Raw genomic sequence first — 17,801 nt, 5'->3', positions numbered from 1 at the left:
CTTACAAGTTGGCGTAAATACGCCCTCGATTAAAAATTCCGTTTGTGTCAAAACTGGATTTCAGGCGTTGATGAATGACGAACAAGGGCGCGGCGAGCGGCTGAAATATTTCGCCATTGTGTTCGCTACCCCGAAACTGGGTAACATGCCCCCCTACTGTACCGACGCGTTCGCGTATCAACGCAATGGGTTCGTCACTCACTAGCCACCGCTGCGCACCACCCCAATCGAGCAACCATTCGCCGGGAATTTCTAAAGGAGGCACGGCGGGCTTCACTACCACGCGATACAGCAGATTCGCGGAACCAAGAAATGGCAGATGATGTTCGCGTAAGGCATGCCAGAAGGGTTCTGATTTTTCTATCACTTCGCCGCCCAAATGCTCATGGGCATGCTTGACCGCTTGCTCGCTACCGGACACGCGGAAATAACAATGCCCTGCATGATAACAGGCCGCATCCACCGGCACGGGCTGGGACAGCAAGCGACTCATTTTGCTGATGGCTTCAGCTGGAGTGCATTCTTGTACCAGAGTGTAACTCGCGGCTGGACGCGGCAGCACTTTCAAGCTGATTTCAAGCAACACGCCCAGCGTGCCATATGCGCCAACCATCAAACGCGAAACATCGTAACCCGCCACGTTTTTTATCACTTGGCCACCGAAGCGCAATATCTCGCCCTTGCCATTGATCAGCCTACAGCCCAAGACAAAATCACGTGCAGAGCCGCAAAAAGGACGGCGCGGCCCAGACAGACCGCAAGCAATAGTGCCACCCAAGGTGGCGTTGTCACCAAAATGCGGCGGCTCGAATGCGAGCATCTGTCCGGCTTCTGCCAACGCAGCTTCAACTTCCTTGAGCGGCGTGCCGCTACGTGCAGTCAAAATCAACTCGCGTGGATCATGTTCGACGATGCCACGATGGGCGCTGACATCCAAAATTTCGCCGTGCGTCTCTCGCCCTAAAAATGTTTTGCTATTGCCGCCTTCGATTTTGAGTGGGGTCCCACTACCGACGGCGTTGCGCACCTGCTGTTGCAGTGTCTCACTGATATCGCGCTCCAACATCAGAAGCGTTCCAACTCGGCATGGGGCAGTTGTCCGTGATGGACGTGCATGGCGCCAAATTCTGCGCAGCGCTGCAAGGTGGGCACGGCTTTCCCGGGATTCAGCAAGCCGGCGGGATCGAAAGCAGCTTTAACCGCATGGAATTGGCTGAGTTCGGCTGTTTTAAACTGGATACACATCTGATTAATTTTTTCCATGCCGATGCCATGTTCACCGGTAATGGATCCGCCCACTTCAACGCACAGTTGCAAGATACGCTGACCGAATTCCTCGGTGCGTGCCAACTCGCCTTCCTTATTCGCATCAAACAAAATAAGTGGATGCAGATTGCCATCTCCGGCATGAAATACGTTCGCCACCGGCAAGCCGTACTCTTCCGACCATAAGCTAATCTGGCGCAATACATGCGGCAATTGGCGCCGCGGAATCGTTCCATCCATGCAGTAATAATCCGGTGAAATGCGCCCAACTGCAGGAAAGGCTGATTTACGTCCCTTCCAGAACAGTTGTCGTTCTGCTTCGTTAACGGCAGTGCGCACCTCGGTCGCGCCACTCTGATGCAATATTTCGCGCACTTCCATGATGTGCTCGGATACTTCCGCATTGGTGCCATCCAGTTCGCACAGCAAAATCGCCTCTGCATCACGAGGATAACCGGCATGCGCATAATCTTCTGCCGCCTGAATGGCCACCTTGTCCATCATTTCCAGACCGGCCGGAATAATACCGGCAGCGATAATCGCGCCGACTGCTTCCCCGGCTTTGAAGACATCATCAAAGGCCGCCAGCAAAACTTGCGCGCGCTCCGGCTTCGCCAGCAGCTTCACCGTAACCTCAACGATCACCGCCAGCATGCCTTCCGAGCCAGTCATCAATGCCAGCAGATCATAGCCCGGAGAATCCAGTGTTTCTGAACCGATGGTCAGCAACTCTCCCTCCATCGTCACAACTTTCAGCATCAAAATGTTGTGTACTGTCAGGCCATATTTCAGGCAATGCACCCCGCCGGAATTTTCCGCGACATTGCCGCCAATGGTGCAAGCAATCTGCGAGGAAGGATCAGGCGCGTAATACAAACCATACGCGGCGGCAGCCTCAGAAATTGCCAGGTTGCGCACACCCGGTTGCAAAGTGGCCATCGCATTTTCTGGATCGATATGGAGTATGCGCTTAAATTTTGCCAGGCTCAGCAGCACGCCATCCGACAAAGGCAGAGCCCCGCCGGACAAACCAGTACCTGCACCACGCGCCACAACGGGCACCTGCAACACATGACATAGACGCATGATGGCCTGCACCTGCGCGATCGTTTCAGGCAAAACTACGACCAAGGGCAAACGGCGATAAACCGATAGCCCGTCGCACTCGAACGGACGTAGATCTTCTTTATCAGTGAGTACGGCTTCTGGCGGTAACAGCTTTCGCAGTTTACGGAGCAGATCTTCATGCACGTCACGATTGCATGGCAATCCATCTTCTGATGCTAGCATGAAAATTAATATAGAAAATTAACGGGATGCTGAATTTCAGCAGAGTTTGACAAGAAATGCAACTGGCAAAAAATTACTTATAGCCCGCAAAAAATCTGGACTTATAGCATTTAAGACATGCCCGGTTTGCCTAATCACTAAATGGCGTAGAGACCCCTTTCAAATAGCATTCTGGCGTAATGCATAGTCATCCATGTACGAACGCTACAGTTATAAATAACAAAGAACCCCGAATTTATTAAATTCGGGGTTCTTCAACTAGAAACTATCTCAGCAATAGTTACTCACATTTTCCAGCTGTGCATTTGTCTGATGAGCATACGGCAGGTTTCACACACGCCGTACCTTTTGGAAGTGAATGAAGCGCGATACATTTAGATGGTGTAACTGCCAAAAGGCATGCTTCATTATGCTTAGCGTCACATACTGTCGTAGCGTTGTCTTTGTTGCAAGCATCGCCAATATTGGCAAGAGCTGCTTGTGAAAATAAGGACATTGAACCGATCATTGCCATTGTTACCAAAATTTTACTGAACATATTTTTTCCTTTGTGATTGTTAGTATTATAAATTCCAAATTTGAATATAATTGTTGTTCAGTGTATAGGGAAAATAAACGTCCTTTTTCACCGAATCTGAATGTACCGGGAAACGGTTTGATCGTCAACCATACCGATAAATAACAGAAATTCACAGAATTTGTGCCTGATCTGCAACAAAAATTGTTTGTTTTTGATCATTTTTTGCTATTTACAAGAAAAATTCCTGGAGAACAAAGGCTAAAGATGAGTGAGAATAAAATGAGTTCGAAAAAAATCATGGATCCGTGCAGGTGATCTGGTTGGTGTCCAAGGAGCCAAGCGCAATCTGGTAGACGCAGACCACTTCCCTTTGATGTACGCTATCTTCATAGATCCTTCCATTGCATCCGATAATTAATCTTCTGACTAATGCCCAAGCGAGAACCAGAAAACTAACGAGGTTTGAATATTCAATCTTCTGGCCAGATGGTTGCATCGATATGGTAGGAGATCTTGACGCACATAATGGTCAAATATGAAGACGAGCTAACATCGTGATATAGTTTGCACCCAGGAAAACCATACCGATTACATGGTGTTGCATCACCTCAATAAATAAATATACAAATCAAGGGGAAAATATAGTGGCAGTTAAAACTCGACTTCATCGTAGCGAATTGGCCGTTCCGGGCAGTAATCTACGTATGCTTGAAAAAGCGCCAACAGCAGGTGCTGATGTGGTCTTTCTGGACTTGGAGGACGCGGTTGCGCCGGATGATAAAGAGCAGGCACGCAAAAATGTCATAGCGGCATTAAATGACATGGATTGGTCTGCATGTTCTGTTTCAGTGCGAATCAATGGACTCGATACGCATTGGTGCTACCGCGATATCGTAGATGTGATGGAGGCCGCCGGAGATAAGCTCGATACCATCCTGATTCCAAAAGTTAACAGGCCAGACGATGTCTATTTTGTCGCAACGCTGATGGAACAAATCGAGGCGGCAAAGAAATTCAAGCCGGTCAATATCCACGTGCTTATTGAGACAGCACTCGGCATGGCGAATATCGAACAAATCGCTCAAGCATGCCCAACCCGTATGGAGGCGATGGTATTTGGTGTGGCCGATTACGCAGCGTCTACACAGGCACGCACGACCAATATGGGCGGCGCTAACCCTAATTACTCCATGCTTACCGACGCCGATGAAGCTGGGAAGCGAACACGTCATTGGGGTGATCAATGGCATTACGCGCTATCGAGATTGGTAGTTGCTTGTCGCGCTTATGGCCTGAGACCGATCGACGGCCCATTTGGTGACTTTAACGATCCGGAAGGCTTTATGGCAGTTGCGGGCGGTGTAGCCGCACTGGGAGTTGAAGGAAAATGGGCCATTCATCCGTCACAAATTGCGTTAGCCAACGAAGTGTTCACACCCAGCGAGGCAGAAGTTAGCCGCGCCAGAAGTATTCTGGAAAACATGGAACAAGCCGCGCGCGAAGGCAAGGGGGCGGTTTCGCTTAATGGTCGCCTTATCGATGCGGCATCCATCAGACAGGCACAGGTTTTAGTTGCCAAGGCAGATCAGATACAGGCGGCCAAGCCTGGACTTAAGTGAGTAATTTGCCATGAATATTCATGAATATCAAACTAAAGATTTGCTTAAACATTATGGCGTTCCCGTACCACCGGGGCGCGTCGTTCACACTGACGCCCAAGCGGCCACTGTTGCGGAAGAAATAGGAGGGGCACGTTGGGTTGTCAAGGCGCAGATACATTCCGGGGGCCGTGGCAAAGCGGGTGGTGTCCGGGTAGCCAATAGCATTGATGAAGTAAGAGTAATCGCCGATGAAATAATTGGCAGCCTTCTGGTTACCCATCAGACTGGGGCTGAAGGCAGGCTTGTCCGTCGTGTCCTGGTTGAACAAGCGAGCACTATTGTGCGCGAGTATTACATCGGGCTGGTTATTGATCGTGCTACGCGGCGAATCACTTTGGTTGCCTCCGCCGAAGGGGGTGTGGACATAGAGGTGGTTGCGCAGCAAACACCGGAACGAATCATCAGGGAAATAATTGATCCAGCGGTGGGCCTGCTCGATTTTCAATGTCGTAAGGTTGCCTATAAGGTTGGGTTAAAAGGTACGCTATTGCCGCAGGCAGTAAAGGTCATGAAGGGTCTTTATCGTTGTATGCGAGACAATGATGCCATCATGGCTGAAATCAATCCGCTGGCTATCGTAGACAGTGGTCAGCTGTTAGCTCTGGATGCAAAAATGTCTTTTGATGATAATGCACTGTACCGCAGACCAACAATTTCCGAACTCCGGGATTTTGACGAAGAGGATCCAAAGGAGGTGGAGGCTACTGGACATGGCTTGAATTACATTGCACTGGACGGTGATGTTGGCTGCATCGTCAATGGTGCTGGCCTGGCAATGGCAACTATGGATGCGATTACTCTGCATGGCGGAAGACCGGCAAATTTCCTGGATGTGGGGGGCGGAGCCACACCGGAAAAGGTTGCTAATGCTTTTCACATCGTGTTGCAGGACCCGGCCGTTAAAATTATCCTGATTAATATTTTTGCTGGGATCAATCGCTGTGACTGGATCGCCACAGGAATTATTCAAGCCATGCGTGACCAGAATATAAAAATGCCTATCATCGTACGGTTGGCAGGTACAAATGTTGAAGAAGGGCGAGCTATTCTCAGCACCTCCAAATTCCCCTTCATTATCGCCAGCAATCTCAATGATGCTGCCGCAAAAGCGGTAACTGAAGTAAACAATATTGTACAAAAAGTGATACCGCTAAAAAAGGAACACTCATGAGTGTGTTATTAAATAAAGATTCGCGTGTAATCTTTCAGGGATTTACCGGGCAACACGCCACCTTTCACGCCGAAGAAGCGATGAAAATTGGCACTAAGGTGGTCGGTGGCGTGACGCCAGGCAAGGGCGGAACGCAACACTTGGGCTTACCTGTATTTGATACCGTTGAGGAAGCAGTGCAGGCAACAGGCGCAGACGTTTCCGGTATTTTCGCCCCTCCTCCCTTCGCCGCCGATGCGATCATGGAAGCTATCGATGCGGGGATCAAAACGATTGTTGTCATCGCGGATGGCATACCTGTTCAGGACATGGTGCGTGTGGAGCGCTACCGGCTGGGCACCAACTCAATTATCATCGGCCCGAATACACCCGGCATTATTACACCAGGCGTGGGCAAGGTTGGCATCATGCCTTCTCACATCTACAGCCCGGGGAGAATCGGAATTGTTTCACGCTCCGGCACACTGAACTATGAGGCTGTCGCCCAGATGAGCGAACTCGGCCTCGGTCAATCATCATCTATCGGTATCGGAGGCGACCCCGTAAATGGAACTGACTTCGCGACTGTATTAAAGGCATTTGAAGATGATCCAGATACCGATGCTGTACTCATGATTGGTGAAATCGGAGGTCCACAGGAAGTAGATGCAGCCCGCTGGGCCAAGAAAAACATGCGCAAACCGCTAATCTGCTATGTCGCAGGCTTATCGGCCCCTCCTGGACGCCGCATGGGGCATGCCGGCGCGATTATCAGCAATGAGTCCGATACCGCAACCGCTAAAATTGACATGATGGAAGCACTGGGTATGTTCGTTGTGCGTAATCCAGCCGACATAGGAGCTACGGTATTACGGGCTATAAAGTCGTAATCCAATAACCTCTAAAAATGCTGTTATTCCCGCCTTTCGATGAGCCGAAATCAGGCTTACGTTCGAACAGGTGGGAGTCCAATGGGTTGAAGCCGGCCCATTTTTGAATGGCTGGATTTCGACACGGGCATCACTTGGCTAGTGGTGCGTTCAAGCAAAACCATTACCGTTCGCGGTGAGCTTGTCGAACCGCTAGTCCAGCGCCAATACCGGCCTTCGACAAGCTCAGTCCGAACGGATTATTTGTAATTGTTTTAACGGAACGATCTACTAGTCGATATTTGTCTTCATAAAACAGACAATGTTTTCTGCATTGTTCGCTCGCCCCCGCCTTGTTCCACTATCCAATTGAAATTGGAATAAAATAGCGACTTTCACAAATCACGCCGGTTTTGTCACATGCTCACATTTCAGCAAATCATCCTGACGCTACAGCAATTCTGGGACAAGCAGGGTTGCGCTCTGTTGCAACCCTATGATATCGAAATGGGCGCAGGCACTTTTCACACCGCCACCTTTTTGCGTGCGATCGGCCCGGAGCCTTGGCGCGCCGCTTATGTGCAGCCTTCACGTCGCCCCAAAGACGGACGCTACGGCGAAAACCCGAACCGGTTACAGCATTATTACCAGTATCAAGTTGTACTCAAGCCTTCGCCTGCGAACATCCAGGAACTCTATCTCGACAGTCTGCGCGCGCTGGGTATTAATACTGGTGAACACGATATCCGCTTTGTGGAAGACGATTGGGAATCGCCCACGCTGGGCGCATGGGGCTTGGGCTGGGAAGTATGGCTAGATGGCATGGAGGTGACGCAGTTCACCTATTTTCAGGAAGTTGGCTCGCTGCCCTGCCGCCCGGTACTGGGCGAAATTACTTATGGATTGGAACGTCTGGCGATGTATTTGCAGGACGTGGAGAACGTATATGACCTGGTTTGGGCCAAAAACGGCGACAGCGTAGTGACGTACGGCGATATATACCACCAGAACGAGGTGGAACAATCCAAATATAATTTCGAATATTCCAATGTCGAAATGTTGTTCCGACACTTCAATGAATATGAAACCGAAGCTAAGCACTTGATCGCCGTCGAACTGGTATTGCCCGGATTCGAGATGGTGATGAAGTGCTCGCATAGTTTCAATATGCTAGATGCGCGCGGCGCTATTTCGGTAACCGAACGCGCAGCTTACATAGGCCGCGTGCGAACGTTGTCCAGGCTGGTGGCACAGGCTTATTACAACTCGCGTGAGGCACTTGACTTCCCAATGTGCAAGACCGGGGAGACAAAATAATGAAGCAAACTTTATTAATTGAGCTGCTTACCGAAGAGCTGCCACCCAAAGCGCTGGAACGTCTTTCCATTGTTTTTGCCAATGAAGTATTTACTGAATTGCGCGAGCAGGAGCTGGCGGGCGAAGATAGTATATGCACGCCTTTCGCTACCCCGCGTCGGCTGGCCCTGACAATTACCAATGTAGCATCGCAGCAGGCTGATCGTGTGATAGAACGCAAAGGCCCCGCAGTAGCTGCCGGAGTGGATGCCGAAGGAAAACCCAGCAAAGCACTGGAAGGTTTCATGCGCGGTGCAGGCGTAACGTTCGAACAATTGCAGCGTAATAATGACGACAAGACCGAATATTTCGTCGCCCGCATAGAAAAAAAAGGCCAGCCCCTTGACGTCTATTTGGCCGACTTCATAACTCAAGCTTTGAAAAAACTACCCGTCCCCAAACTGATGCGCTGGGGCGACTCCGACCACCAGTTTGTACGTCCCGTGCATGGCTTGATTTTGCTGCATGGGGATCGCATAGTGCCCGGCGAAGTATTGGGACTACAGAGTGGACGATTAACGAGCGGGCATCGCTTCCTGCACACCGGTGAGATGCCGGTCGTATCCGCAAATAGCTATGAAGAAACATTGTTGACGCACGGCAAGGTTATCGCCTCTTTTGAAAAGCGCCGCACCCGAATTGATGAATTTCTCAAAGCCAAGGCGCACGAACTCAATGCGCGCATTAATCCATCCGATGGCCTGCTGGATGAAGTTACGGCGCTAGTGGAATGGCCGGTGGTTTATGTTGGTGAGTTCGAGGAAGAATACCTTGAAGTGCCGCAAGAGTGCCTGATATTGACCATGCAGCAGAACCAGAAATATTTTCCATTATTGGATAGCAACGGCAAGTTGCTCAATAAATTTCTGATTGTTTCCAACATGCAGGTGGACAATCCCAAGCATATTATCGATGGCAATCAACGCGTAGTGCGTCCTCGCCTGGCCGATGCGCGCTTCTTTTTCAATCAGGATCGCAAACAGACGCTGGAATCACGCGTCGCCAAGCTGGGCAACGTGGTCTATCACAACAAGCTGGGCACACAATTGCAGCGCGTCGAGCGCATAACCCTCTTGGCCGGCGCCATCGCGCACCAGCTTAACGCTGAAAAATCAGTGGCTGAACTTGCGGCACGTCTAGCCAAGGCTGATTTGACTACCGACATGGTCGGCGAGTTTCCGGAACTGCAAGGCATTATGGGACGCTATTATGCGCTGCATGACGGCGAGAATCAGGTAGTGGCAGATGCAATCGCGGCGCACTACCACCCGCGCTTTGCCGGTGACACTCTGCCGCATGGCACGGTGGCTTGTGCGGTGGCTCTGGCTGACAAGCTGGATACACTGGTTGGCATTTACGGCATCGGTCTGGTTCCCACTGGCGATAAGGATCCCTTTGGATTACGCCGCCACGCACTGGGAATGTTGCGCATTCTAATCGAGACCCCGCTTGCCTTGCCGCTAGATATACTATTGCAATTGAGCAAGGATAGCTTCACCGCTGGAAAATTGAGCGACAGTGTCGTGGCCGATGTGCATGGCTTTATGCTTGAGCGACTGCGCGGTTATTTGCGCGAGCGCGATTTTTATCCCGATGAAATTGAAGCGGTTGTGTGTCAAAACCCGACGCGTATAGATCTCGTGTTACCACGTCTGGATGCAGTGCGTTCCTTCCGCAAACTGCCGGAAGCAGCGGCACTGGCGGCCGCCAACAAGCGCATTCAGAATATTCTGAAGAAAACCGCCAAGGTAGAAGCCGAAATTCAGGTTGAACTGTTGCACGAAAATGCGGAGCGCAGCCTGTATGAAATAGTGCAACGCCTCGCACCGCAGGTGGAAGCCGGAATGCAGAAACAGGATTACACCGCTGTACTCACTTTGCTGGCCTCGGCGCGCACAGTAGTAGATGAATTTTTCGACAAGGTGATGGTTATGGCAGAAGATCCTGCGGTGCGAAATAATCGTCTGGCCTTGCTGAAGCGACTGGGTGGCCTGATGAATCAGGTCGCTGATATATCCAGACTGGCAGCCTAAAATGGCGTCAGGAATGAAGCTCATCATCCTTGACCGCGACGGTGTTATTAATTATGGCTCCACTCAATTCATCAAACACCCGAATGAATGGAAGCCGCTACCCGGCAGTCTTGAAGCAATCGCTCGCTTGGTACAGGCGGACTATCGCGTGGTAGTGGCGACCAATCAATCAGGCATAGGACGGGGCCTATTCGATATGCTCACACTGAATGCCATTCACGATAAGATGCACAAAACAGTGGCACAGGCAGCCGGGCGCATTGATGCAATATTTTATTGTCCCCATGCAGCGGAAGCCAACTGCTCTTGCCGCAAACCTAAAACCGGGATGCTGGAAACAATTGCCCTGCGCTATAACGTGAACCTGAAGGGTGTGCCTATGGTAGGCGATGCGTTACGCGATCTGGAATCTGCCGCCAAAATGGGCGCGCAGCCAATATTGGTGCTTACCGGCAAGGGAACGAAGACCCAGGCCAAGGGCGGCTTGCCGGAAGGCACACTAGTTTATCGTGATCTGGCGGCAGTCGTTTCAACCCTAATTTAATGGCATCTCTAAAAAATCTTAATTTTTCATTCTCGTCTGCGCGGGAACGAAGATATTTTTAGGGTTTCCCCGATATGGTATTTATACGCTCGCTGATTTTTCTGCTGCTGCAAATCGTCATTACGCCGCTGTTTACGCTAATTGCAATTCTCACTTTTCCGTTTCATCCAATTACACGCTATCGCATCATCTCTGGCTGGGCGCTTACCATGCTGTGGCTATTGCGCGTGGTATGCGACATCCGCATGGAAGTGCGCGGTGCCGATAACATTCCAAATAAACCGTGTCTTGTGCTGTGCAAGCATCAATCTGCATGGGAAACCATCGCGCTACAAAAAGTATTTCCACCGCAAGTATGGGTGATCAAACGTGAACTCTTGTGGCTTCCTTTTTTCGGTTGGGGTCTTGCGATGACCAGCCCTGTTGCCATTAAACGTAGCGAAGGCCGTGAGGCAATCAAGCAGTTGCTGCGCCAAGGTAAAGAACGACTGGCGCTAGGCTTCTGCGTGGTTATTTTTCCTGAAGGAACACGTATTCCTTTTGGTCAGCGCGGCAGATACAAGATCGGTGGTGCACTTCTAGGTGCATCCAGTGGCGCACCAATCGTTCCTGTGGCACACAATGCAGGAAAACTGTGGGGACGCGAATCCTTCCTCAAATATCCAGGCGTTATCACCATGAGTATAGGTGCTCCAATTGATCCCGCCGGTCTCAAGGCCGAGGAGATCAATCGGCGCGTGGAAGAGTGGATCGAAACCGAGGTCACGCAGTTACCCTGATGCTCAACAAACTGCGCCGATTCATTACCCCGCTGGCCGTCGAACAACGCACAGTAGTTCTGATTGGCACTCAGGTTACCTATACCCTCAAACGTACTAGTCGACGCCGTAGCATAGGCCTGCGCATCGACAATCACGGGTTGACAGTAAACATGCCACTGCGCGCCTCGGAGAAATGGCTACACGAGGTATTGCAGGACAAAGCACATTGGGTGGTAAAAAAACTTGAAAATTGGCAAGCGAAGAAGCCCATCTCGCCACAATGGCGAGATGGGCAGTCCCTCTTTTTCATTGGCGAAGTGATTACCTTGCGTGTAGTCGTCAGCTTGTTTGCTACGCCACCGCTGCTGAACGGTAAGCAATTATTCGTGCATGTCACAGATGATGCTAACCAAGCATTGATAGAGCAGACTGTCACACAGTGGTATCAACGCGAGGCGAAAAGCCTGTTCAAAGAATGCGTAGCTCACTATGCACCCCTGATGAACGTAGCACCGCGCATGGTGAAGCTTTCCTCCGCGCGCACGCAATGGGGCAGTTGCACCACACGAGGCGATGTGCGCCTCAACTGGCAACTCATCAAAATGCCGCTGCATTTAATTGATTACGTCGTAGTACATGAACTCGCCCACCTTATCGAGATGAACCACTCGACTGCATTTTGGCGAGTAGTCGAAATTGCCTGCTCCGATTATGCCAAGCGACGGCGTGAATTAAAGCAGTGGCAGATTTCACCGTCTTAGCAGGCTGAAAACTAGTGGTGCGTTCAAATCAGATTTTTGAAATCCATCGTTGGAGTAATTGACAACACTCCTTCATGTTGGCATTATGTCCAACATGAAGGCAACCCTGATTGCACGAACACGAATCGTCTACTCAACTCAAGCTTTCGCCGAGTTGATTCTTTGGCGAGTTCCCAAGCCTGTATCAGGCTCAGACCACGAATTCAAGTACCGGCTTGCCTACGTTGTTAACACGATTTGCGTGGTGCGCTATGGCAACGAAGTTGGAAAAGGTAACCACCGGCATTTCGGCGCGAAAGAAAGCAGTTACAGATTCAGCACGACAGAGCGCTTGATGGCCGATTTTCAGAAAGACATTGCGAGGTGGAACGATGAAAACAGTAATTCTTGAGGTTCGCTCGCCCGAGGAATCGATGGCGAATTTTGTTCAATCTTGGAAGGCTGGAAAACCAGAACGGGTTGCACGAATCGCGTTTGCAACGCCAGAGTTGCTGTGGCAAGTTCTCACAACCAAGCGCTGGGAGCTACTAAAGGTTTTGTGTGGCGCAGGGCCAATCTCCATTCGAGAAGCCGCTCGCCGTGCTGGTCGCGACGTAAAGGCTGTCCACTCCGACATCACTGCCCTGCTAAATGCGGGCATTCTCGATCGCACCGAAAGCGGCGCTATAATCTTTCCGTTTGAGGCGGTCAAGGTTGAGTTTTTGCTGGAGGCAGCGTAGCGCTTCGGGAAAATACGCCGACTCTTCAATCGAGGGGAAGTGCTCCGGCAAGCCGAGGTACATCCTCTCATGCTATCCACTTCGCTAAATGTATCCCCCCCTTTTCCCACCACCAATGCCATAACTCAAAATGGAGATTTAAAATTGAATTACTATGCGATCATTCTCGGCCTCTTCATCATCGGCGGGTTTGGTGCCGTACTATGGGGCTGGATCATTTTTGCCAAGGCTCGAAAATCGCTACGCTGGCCCATGGTGGAAGGCGTCATTGAACAATCCGCGCCCACGTCAGAAGCTAACGACCTGCTGCCACACATCCAGTTCAGCTACACAGTGGCTGCGCATATTTATCAGCGCACACTGGAGTTTCCAGATGGTACCAACCCATCGCCGGAGCTCGCCACCAGCTATGCCAAAAAATACCCTGCCGGTGCCAAAGTATCCGTGTATTACAACCCGGATCAGCCTGATCAAGCCACACTTGAGCCCGGCCTGGCCAGGGGCGACTGGATGATACCCGCCTTGGGAATTGCCTCAATGGCCTTGGGGATCTTCGCTCTTTTTTTCAGCAGCTATAATTGAGAAGCGCACGGGGTCAGTTCTAACTTTCAAACAAAATGTTGAAATGTTAGAACTGACCCAATGCCACCGCGCCGTCTTAGCAGGCTGAAAACTAATGGGACGTTCCAGCAAAACCATTACCGTTCGCGGTCAGCCAAACGCAGAATGCTTATCGGCGCGTCCGCACCAGCGCGCTAGACAAGCCGCCGTCAAAGATGTACAGTAACACGTACATATTTGGAGACATTGTTATGAATGCGATTACCTACACCACCGTTCGTGCAAATCTCGCGAGTGCCATGGACCGCGTTTGCGACGATCACGAACCCTTGATCATTACCCGCAATGGAGAACAATCCGTCGTGATGCTCTCGCTCGAAGACTACAAGTCGCTGGAGGAAACCGCCTACCTCTTGCGCACCCCCGCCAATGCCAAGCGCCTTCTCACTGCCATCGCGCAACTGAATAACGGTAAAGGCGTTGAGCGGAAGTTGGTGAAGTGAGGCTGATCTTCGCTGATGATGCATGGGAAGACTATCTATATTGGCAGAAGCAAGACAAGCGTATGGTCGAGCGAATCAACAAGCTGATACGTGAGACACAGCGCGAGCCCTTCGCGGGAATCGGCAAACCCGAACAATTGAAGCATGCTCTTTCAGGGTTCTGGTCACGCCGAATTACGGATGAGCATCGCATGGTGTATTGCATAGAGGGTGATGCATTGATGATCGCTCAGTTGCGTTTCCACTACTGAGACGCCCAATCGGGATAGGAAGAAGTCTCTAGAATAAATGGATTAAATGGGGTAGCTAAATGGGTGACCACTGGCATTTCAGCACGAAAGAAAGTAGCTACCGATTCAGCACAACAGAGCGCTTAATGGCCAATTTTCAGAAAGACATTGCGAGTTGGAACGATGAAAACAATAATTCTTGAGGTTCGCTCGGCGGCTGGCAAAAAATGAGCTCGTATCAGCCGCCGAGATGAAATGTTGGGCTTCATTTCATTCAACCGAACCTACCGGGCTGCATGGATATTTTTGGATTGCACACCTCGAAAGTGCCTTTGTGGGCATTTTTTTGGTGTCTATTTTACATTAGGTTGCTATGCATAATCGTTACCACATTGCAACAAAACCAACGGTCTACGGCTGGTCAGTTATCGTTGACTTTACGGTTAATACGTTCGGAGGAATCAGCGAATATGCATCAGAACCCATTAGTATTCTTTGGGATGAGGAAGAAATACTAGTTCTTGAGCCACGAGAAATTCCTCCTGAAATATCGGCTAGTGGTTGTATGGGATATAGATTGAAGTTTGAAGGTGCTATAACGGCAAGCGCTGCCGAAAATGCTGGAATAAGGCTCGCATACTCAATCCTAAGGGTTGCAGAGAAAAGACGATGGGGCTTGCATCTCGCATGGCCTGATGCACCGTTACCTTGCAGAGTCATCGATCGTACTGCGAGCACTGGTGCAACTTTGCAAGGCTTTGCCTCGATTTCCCATCGTGTTCCTTTTCGGATGTTTGTTGAAGAATTAGGGTCAGCATTTAACGATCTAAAAGAAATTCCATACGAACTTTTAATGTCTTTGGAGCTGTGCGCCGCGGCTAGATTCGAAAGCAATTCGCGAGCTCGTTTCGTTCTTCTCGTAAGTGCACTAGAAACGCTGGCTGTTCAAGCCGATCTTAACGATCAACTAGGGACGTTAATTAATGACCTTCAAAATGTTATCAACGCAGCGGGGATAGTAGATGATGGTTTACGAAACTCACTACTAGGTCAAGTAGGCAATCTGCAGCGAGAATCAGTTCGTAGAGCACTTCGACGACTAATGAAGAAACTAGAAATAGATGAAAATGATATCAGTAAGATTGATGAAGCCTATCAAACCAGGAGCAAAATCTTGCATGAAGGTAAAAGAGTTCCCGAACTAGACCATCTTATTGGTTCCATGGATAAGATTCTTGCAAAAATTTATCAAAAATTTGTATGCGCAACCTAACAAGCACATGCAGCACGCATAGCCTGAGCTAACGTAGCCATGTAGGGTGGGCACGTTTTTGTGCCCACACGGATTCGTCATTTTGGAGTAGAAAGCTATGTCACGTTATCGCCGCGCAATGGCTACAGGCTCAAGCTATTTCTTTACGGTAGTCGCTTACCGGCGGCAGTCGATTCTATGTGACGAAGCGATTCGCATCGCATTGCGCGCCTCAATCGGAACGGTGCGCGTGGCGCGTCCTTTCGTCATCGATGCATGGGTATTGTTGCCTGACCATTTACATTGCATGTGGACATTACCTGACGGTGATGCCGATTTTTCCACCCGTTGGATGATGATCAAGCGAGCGGTTTCTTTGGCCTGCAGGGCAGATTATCTTTGTGCCGACTGGGTGACTGCATCAAAACTCAAACATCGCGAATCGACTATCTGGCAACGGCGATTCTGGGAACACCAAATTCGTAATGAAAATGATTTTGCCCGCCATGTCGATTACATTCATTTCAACCCGGTTAAACACGGGCATGTACAACGTGCGGTTGATTGGCCTCATTCGACATTTCACCGCTATGTGCGTGATGGGGTATATGCGCAGGATTGGGCTGTTGCGATAGAAAATGCGTTGCTGAGGGATAATTGACGCTGCCCGCGTGGGCACAAAGACGTGCCCACCCTACCACTGATAAAAACTGCGACCTTACGACAACCACCACGATGTGTTAATGAAATTCCGTTTCAGTCACTTCCGCTCTTGCCTTTATAATCCTGTTTTGTTCCCTTTTAGTGAGAATACAATCATGCGTATGACCGGTATTATGGTGCTGCTGGCACTTCTACTACAGAGCTGTGGGCACAAGGGGCCGCTATTTTTGCCACCGGCGCAGCCTGCAACCCAGCCACTTCCTGATCAAAATAAATAGCCATGACCGATTATTTCCAATATCAGAGTAACCAGCTTTATGCCGAACAAGTACCCTTGGCTGATATCGCACAGCGATTTGATACGCCATGCTATGTGTACTCGCACGGTGCGTTAACCGATAGCTATCGCCAGTTTGCTGAGGCGTTCAAAGAGCGCGAGCATCTGATCTGCTACGCGGTAAAGGCTAATCCCAATATCGCTATCCTGAATCTATTCGCCAAGTTAGGTGCGGGCTTTGACATCGTTTCCGGTGGCGAATTACAGCGTGTGCTGGCGGCTGGGGGTGCGGCGAATAAAGTGGTGTTTTCCGGTGTGGGCAAAACAGTGGCAGAAATGCAGCTGGCCTTGAAAGCGGGCATTCTGTGTTTTAACGTGGAATCGGAAGCGGAACTCACGCGCCTGAATAAAGTGGCCGGAGAAATGAACGAGGTGGCACCGGTAAGCCTGCGCGTGAATCCAGATGTGGATGCCAAGACACATCCCTATATTTCCACCGGCTTGAAACAAAACAAGTTTGGCATCGCCTATACAGAAGCGCTGGCGTTATACCGCAAGGCGAGCGGGCTACCGCATCTGCGTGTGATGGGCATGGATTGCCACATCGGTTCACAATTGACCGAACTCAGCCCCTTTATCGCAGCGACAGAAAAAATGCTGGTGCTGGTAAACGCACTGGAAAGTGAGGGGATTCGTCTTGAGCATCTCGATCTGGGCGGTGGGCTCGGTATCTGTTATCTGGACGAAACCCCGCCTGCCATTGCCGATTATGCCCGTGCGCTACTCAGTGCCCTGCGGGGACGCAGCGAAAAAATCATTATTGAGCCGGGACGAGTGCTGGTTGGCAATGCCGGCGTGCTGCTGACCAAGGTTGAATATCTCAAACATGGCGAAGAAAAACACTTCGCCATCGTCGATGCGGCGATGAACGATCTGATGCGTCCAGCCTTGTACGATGCCTATCATCACATCCAGCCAGTACAGCTAGGTGATATGCCAGTGCAACAATATGAAGTGGTGGGACCGGTATGCGAAACCGGCGACTTCCTTGGGAATGCCCGTCAATTGGCTATCTCACAGGGTGATCTGGTTGCGGTGATGTCGGCTGGCGCCTATGGCATGAGCATGAGTTCAAACTACAACACACGCCCGCGTGCAGCCGAAGTGATGGTGGCTGGTGAAGTCATGCAACTTATCCGTGAACGCGAAACGGTGCAGCAGTTGTTTGCCGGCGAAAAACTTTTTTGTTAACCACAAAAATAATTGTTGCACACCATCTTAGGTGAGGGCTAATTATTGAAACTCTCCGCGAGAGAGCTTACAAATCAAAAATAAGGAATTTGCTTATTCTCTCTTTTATAGCTGTCGATCTATGATGCTGATAG

At 50.3% G+C, this 17,801-nt stretch carries 20 protein-coding genes; 17 read left to right on the top strand and 3 right to left on the bottom strand.

Annotated features, from left to right (window positions below; all coding sequences use genetic code 11):
* Nucleotide 1: 1 nt before the first annotated feature.
* The 3 genes from glcE to MKZ32_RS02745 form a co-directional block, all read right to left on the bottom strand.
* The gene (gene glcE / locus MKZ32_RS02755) at nucleotides 2-1,066 is read right to left on the bottom strand and encodes a glycolate oxidase subunit GlcE (RefSeq protein ID WP_239795866.1); all 1,065 of its coding nucleotides are present in this window, start codon (nucleotides 1,064-1,066) and stop codon (nucleotides 2-4) included.
* A complete protein-coding gene (locus MKZ32_RS02750; RefSeq protein ID WP_239795865.1) occupies nucleotides 1,066-2,556 on the bottom strand; it encodes an FAD-linked oxidase C-terminal domain-containing protein in 1,491 nt (496 codons plus the stop codon). The genes glcE and MKZ32_RS02750 overlap by 1 nt, the downstream gene beginning before the upstream one ends.
* 280 nt (nucleotides 2,557-2,836) lie before the next feature.
* Nucleotides 2,837-3,094 (bottom strand): hypothetical protein, encoded by a 258-nt coding sequence (locus MKZ32_RS02745; protein ID WP_239795864.1) that lies wholly within the window; start codon nucleotides 3,092-3,094, stop codon nucleotides 2,837-2,839.
* A 626-nt stretch (nucleotides 3,095-3,720) separates the two neighbouring features.
* Here MKZ32_RS02745 and MKZ32_RS02740 point away from each other — a divergent pair.
* From MKZ32_RS02740 to lysA, 17 genes are all read left to right on the top strand, one after another.
* Nucleotides 3,721-4,695, top strand: coding sequence for an HpcH/HpaI aldolase/citrate lyase family protein (locus MKZ32_RS02740; protein WP_239795863.1), 975 nt, complete (start codon nucleotides 3,721-3,723; stop codon nucleotides 4,693-4,695).
* Between the two features lie 10 nt (nucleotides 4,696-4,705).
* Nucleotides 4,706-5,908, top strand: a complete 1,203-nt coding sequence (gene sucC, locus MKZ32_RS02735) for an ADP-forming succinate--CoA ligase subunit beta (protein ID WP_239795862.1) — start codon at nucleotides 4,706-4,708, stop codon at nucleotides 5,906-5,908.
* Nucleotides 5,905-6,777 carry a succinate--CoA ligase subunit alpha gene (gene sucD / locus MKZ32_RS02730; protein WP_239795861.1) on the top strand — a complete coding sequence of 291 codons (873 nt, stop codon included), beginning with the start codon at nucleotides 5,905-5,907 and terminating at the stop codon, nucleotides 6,775-6,777. Before sucC ends, sucD begins: the two co-directional genes overlap by 4 nt.
* 399 nt (nucleotides 6,778-7,176) lie before the next feature.
* Nucleotides 7,177-8,073 (top strand): glycine--tRNA ligase subunit alpha, encoded by an 897-nt coding sequence (gene glyQ / locus MKZ32_RS02725; RefSeq protein ID WP_239795860.1) that lies wholly within the window; start codon nucleotides 7,177-7,179, stop codon nucleotides 8,071-8,073.
* Nucleotides 8,073-10,145 carry a glycine--tRNA ligase subunit beta gene (gene glyS / locus MKZ32_RS02720; RefSeq protein ID WP_239795859.1) on the top strand — a complete coding sequence of 691 codons (2,073 nt, stop codon included), beginning with the start codon at nucleotides 8,073-8,075 and terminating at the stop codon, nucleotides 10,143-10,145. Before glyQ ends, glyS begins: the two co-directional genes overlap by 1 nt.
* A gap of 13 nt (nucleotides 10,146-10,158) precedes the next feature.
* A complete protein-coding gene (gmhB, locus tag MKZ32_RS02715; protein ID WP_239795858.1) occupies nucleotides 10,159-10,689 on the top strand; it encodes a D-glycero-beta-D-manno-heptose 1,7-bisphosphate 7-phosphatase in 531 nt (176 codons plus the stop codon).
* Between the two features lie 74 nt (nucleotides 10,690-10,763).
* Nucleotides 10,764-11,468, top strand: coding sequence for a lysophospholipid acyltransferase family protein (locus MKZ32_RS02710; protein ID WP_239795857.1), 705 nt, complete (start codon nucleotides 10,764-10,766; stop codon nucleotides 11,466-11,468).
* Entirely contained in the window at nucleotides 11,468-12,211 is a 744-nt protein-coding gene (locus tag MKZ32_RS02705) for a M48 family metallopeptidase (RefSeq protein ID WP_239795856.1), read from the top strand. Before MKZ32_RS02710 ends, MKZ32_RS02705 begins: the two co-directional genes overlap by 1 nt.
* A gap of 58 nt (nucleotides 12,212-12,269) precedes the next feature.
* Nucleotides 12,270-12,602 carry a toxin-antitoxin system TumE family protein gene (locus MKZ32_RS02700; protein ID WP_239795855.1) on the top strand — a complete coding sequence of 111 codons (333 nt, stop codon included), beginning with the start codon at nucleotides 12,270-12,272 and terminating at the stop codon, nucleotides 12,600-12,602.
* Nucleotides 12,583-12,930 (top strand): HVO_A0114 family putative DNA-binding protein, encoded by a 348-nt coding sequence (locus tag MKZ32_RS02695; RefSeq protein WP_239795854.1) that lies wholly within the window; start codon nucleotides 12,583-12,585, stop codon nucleotides 12,928-12,930. Before MKZ32_RS02700 ends, MKZ32_RS02695 begins: the two co-directional genes overlap by 20 nt.
* 144 nt (nucleotides 12,931-13,074) lie before the next feature.
* A complete protein-coding gene (locus MKZ32_RS02690; RefSeq protein ID WP_239795853.1) occupies nucleotides 13,075-13,512 on the top strand; it encodes a DUF3592 domain-containing protein in 438 nt (145 codons plus the stop codon).
* Nucleotides 13,513-13,742: 230 nt separating this feature from the next.
* Nucleotides 13,743-13,994 carry a type II toxin-antitoxin system Phd/YefM family antitoxin gene (locus tag MKZ32_RS02685; RefSeq protein ID WP_239795852.1) on the top strand — a complete coding sequence of 84 codons (252 nt, stop codon included), beginning with the start codon at nucleotides 13,743-13,745 and terminating at the stop codon, nucleotides 13,992-13,994.
* Complete coding sequence (locus MKZ32_RS02680) at nucleotides 13,991-14,245, top strand: Txe/YoeB family addiction module toxin (RefSeq protein WP_239795851.1); 255 nt, start codon at nucleotides 13,991-13,993, stop codon at nucleotides 14,243-14,245. Before MKZ32_RS02685 ends, MKZ32_RS02680 begins: the two co-directional genes overlap by 4 nt.
* 352 nt (nucleotides 14,246-14,597) lie before the next feature.
* On the top strand, nucleotides 14,598-15,497 hold the full coding sequence (locus MKZ32_RS02675; RefSeq protein WP_239795850.1) for a HEPN domain-containing protein: 900 nt from the start codon (nucleotides 14,598-14,600) through the stop codon (nucleotides 15,495-15,497).
* Between the two features lie 97 nt (nucleotides 15,498-15,594).
* Complete coding sequence (locus tag MKZ32_RS02670) at nucleotides 15,595-16,137, top strand: REP-associated tyrosine transposase (RefSeq protein WP_239795849.1); 543 nt, start codon at nucleotides 15,595-15,597, stop codon at nucleotides 16,135-16,137.
* Nucleotides 16,138-16,219: 82 nt separating this feature from the next.
* Nucleotides 16,220-16,417 carry an LPS translocon maturation chaperone LptM gene (lptM, locus tag MKZ32_RS15535; protein ID WP_320412258.1) on the top strand — a complete coding sequence of 66 codons (198 nt, stop codon included), beginning with the start codon at nucleotides 16,220-16,222 and terminating at the stop codon, nucleotides 16,415-16,417.
* Nucleotides 16,418-16,419: 2 nt separating this feature from the next.
* Complete coding sequence (gene lysA, locus MKZ32_RS02660) at nucleotides 16,420-17,667, top strand: diaminopimelate decarboxylase (protein WP_239795848.1); 1,248 nt, start codon at nucleotides 16,420-16,422, stop codon at nucleotides 17,665-17,667.
* The last annotated feature ends 134 nt before the right edge of the window (nucleotides 17,668-17,801 follow it).

This window comes from Candidatus Nitrotoga arctica (assembly GCF_918378365.1).
Classification (GTDB): domain Bacteria; phylum Pseudomonadota; class Gammaproteobacteria; order Burkholderiales; family Gallionellaceae; genus Nitrotoga; species Nitrotoga arctica.
This window is presented reverse-complemented; position numbering and strand designations above follow the sequence as displayed.

Bases quoted from the DNA above. Each gene is read 5' to 3' on its own strand.
- glcE (WP_239795866.1), bottom strand. From the start codon at position 1,066: ATGTTGGAGCGCGATATCAGTGAGACACTGCAACAGCAGGTGCGCAAC.
- MKZ32_RS02750 (WP_239795865.1), bottom strand. From the start codon at position 2,556: ATGCTAGCATCAGAAGATGGATTGCCATGCAATCGTGACGTGCATGAA.
- MKZ32_RS02745 (WP_239795864.1), bottom strand. From the start codon at position 3,094: ATGTTCAGTAAAATTTTGGTAACAATGGCAATGATCGGTTCAATGTCC.
- sucC (WP_239795862.1), top strand. From the start codon at position 4,706: ATGAATATTCATGAATATCAAACTAAAGATTTGCTTAAACATTATGGC.
- sucD (WP_239795861.1), top strand. From the start codon at position 5,905: ATGAGTGTGTTATTAAATAAAGATTCGCGTGTAATCTTTCAGGGATTT.
- glyQ (WP_239795860.1), top strand. From the start codon at position 7,177: ATGCTCACATTTCAGCAAATCATCCTGACGCTACAGCAATTCTGGGAC.
- glyS (WP_239795859.1), top strand. From the start codon at position 8,073: ATGAAGCAAACTTTATTAATTGAGCTGCTTACCGAAGAGCTGCCACCC.
- gmhB (WP_239795858.1), top strand. From the start codon at position 10,159: ATGAAGCTCATCATCCTTGACCGCGACGGTGTTATTAATTATGGCTCC.
- MKZ32_RS02710 (WP_239795857.1), top strand. From the start codon at position 10,764: ATGGTATTTATACGCTCGCTGATTTTTCTGCTGCTGCAAATCGTCATT.
- MKZ32_RS02705 (WP_239795856.1), top strand. From the start codon at position 11,468: ATGCTCAACAAACTGCGCCGATTCATTACCCCGCTGGCCGTCGAACAA.
- MKZ32_RS02695 (WP_239795854.1), top strand. From the start codon at position 12,583: ATGAAAACAGTAATTCTTGAGGTTCGCTCGCCCGAGGAATCGATGGCG.
- MKZ32_RS02685 (WP_239795852.1), top strand. From the start codon at position 13,743: ATGAATGCGATTACCTACACCACCGTTCGTGCAAATCTCGCGAGTGCC.
- MKZ32_RS02675 (WP_239795850.1), top strand. From the start codon at position 14,598: ATGCATAATCGTTACCACATTGCAACAAAACCAACGGTCTACGGCTGG.
- MKZ32_RS02670 (WP_239795849.1), top strand. From the start codon at position 15,595: ATGTCACGTTATCGCCGCGCAATGGCTACAGGCTCAAGCTATTTCTTT.
- lptM (WP_320412258.1), top strand. From the start codon at position 16,220: ATGAAATTCCGTTTCAGTCACTTCCGCTCTTGCCTTTATAATCCTGTT.
- lysA (WP_239795848.1), top strand. From the start codon at position 16,420: ATGACCGATTATTTCCAATATCAGAGTAACCAGCTTTATGCCGAACAA.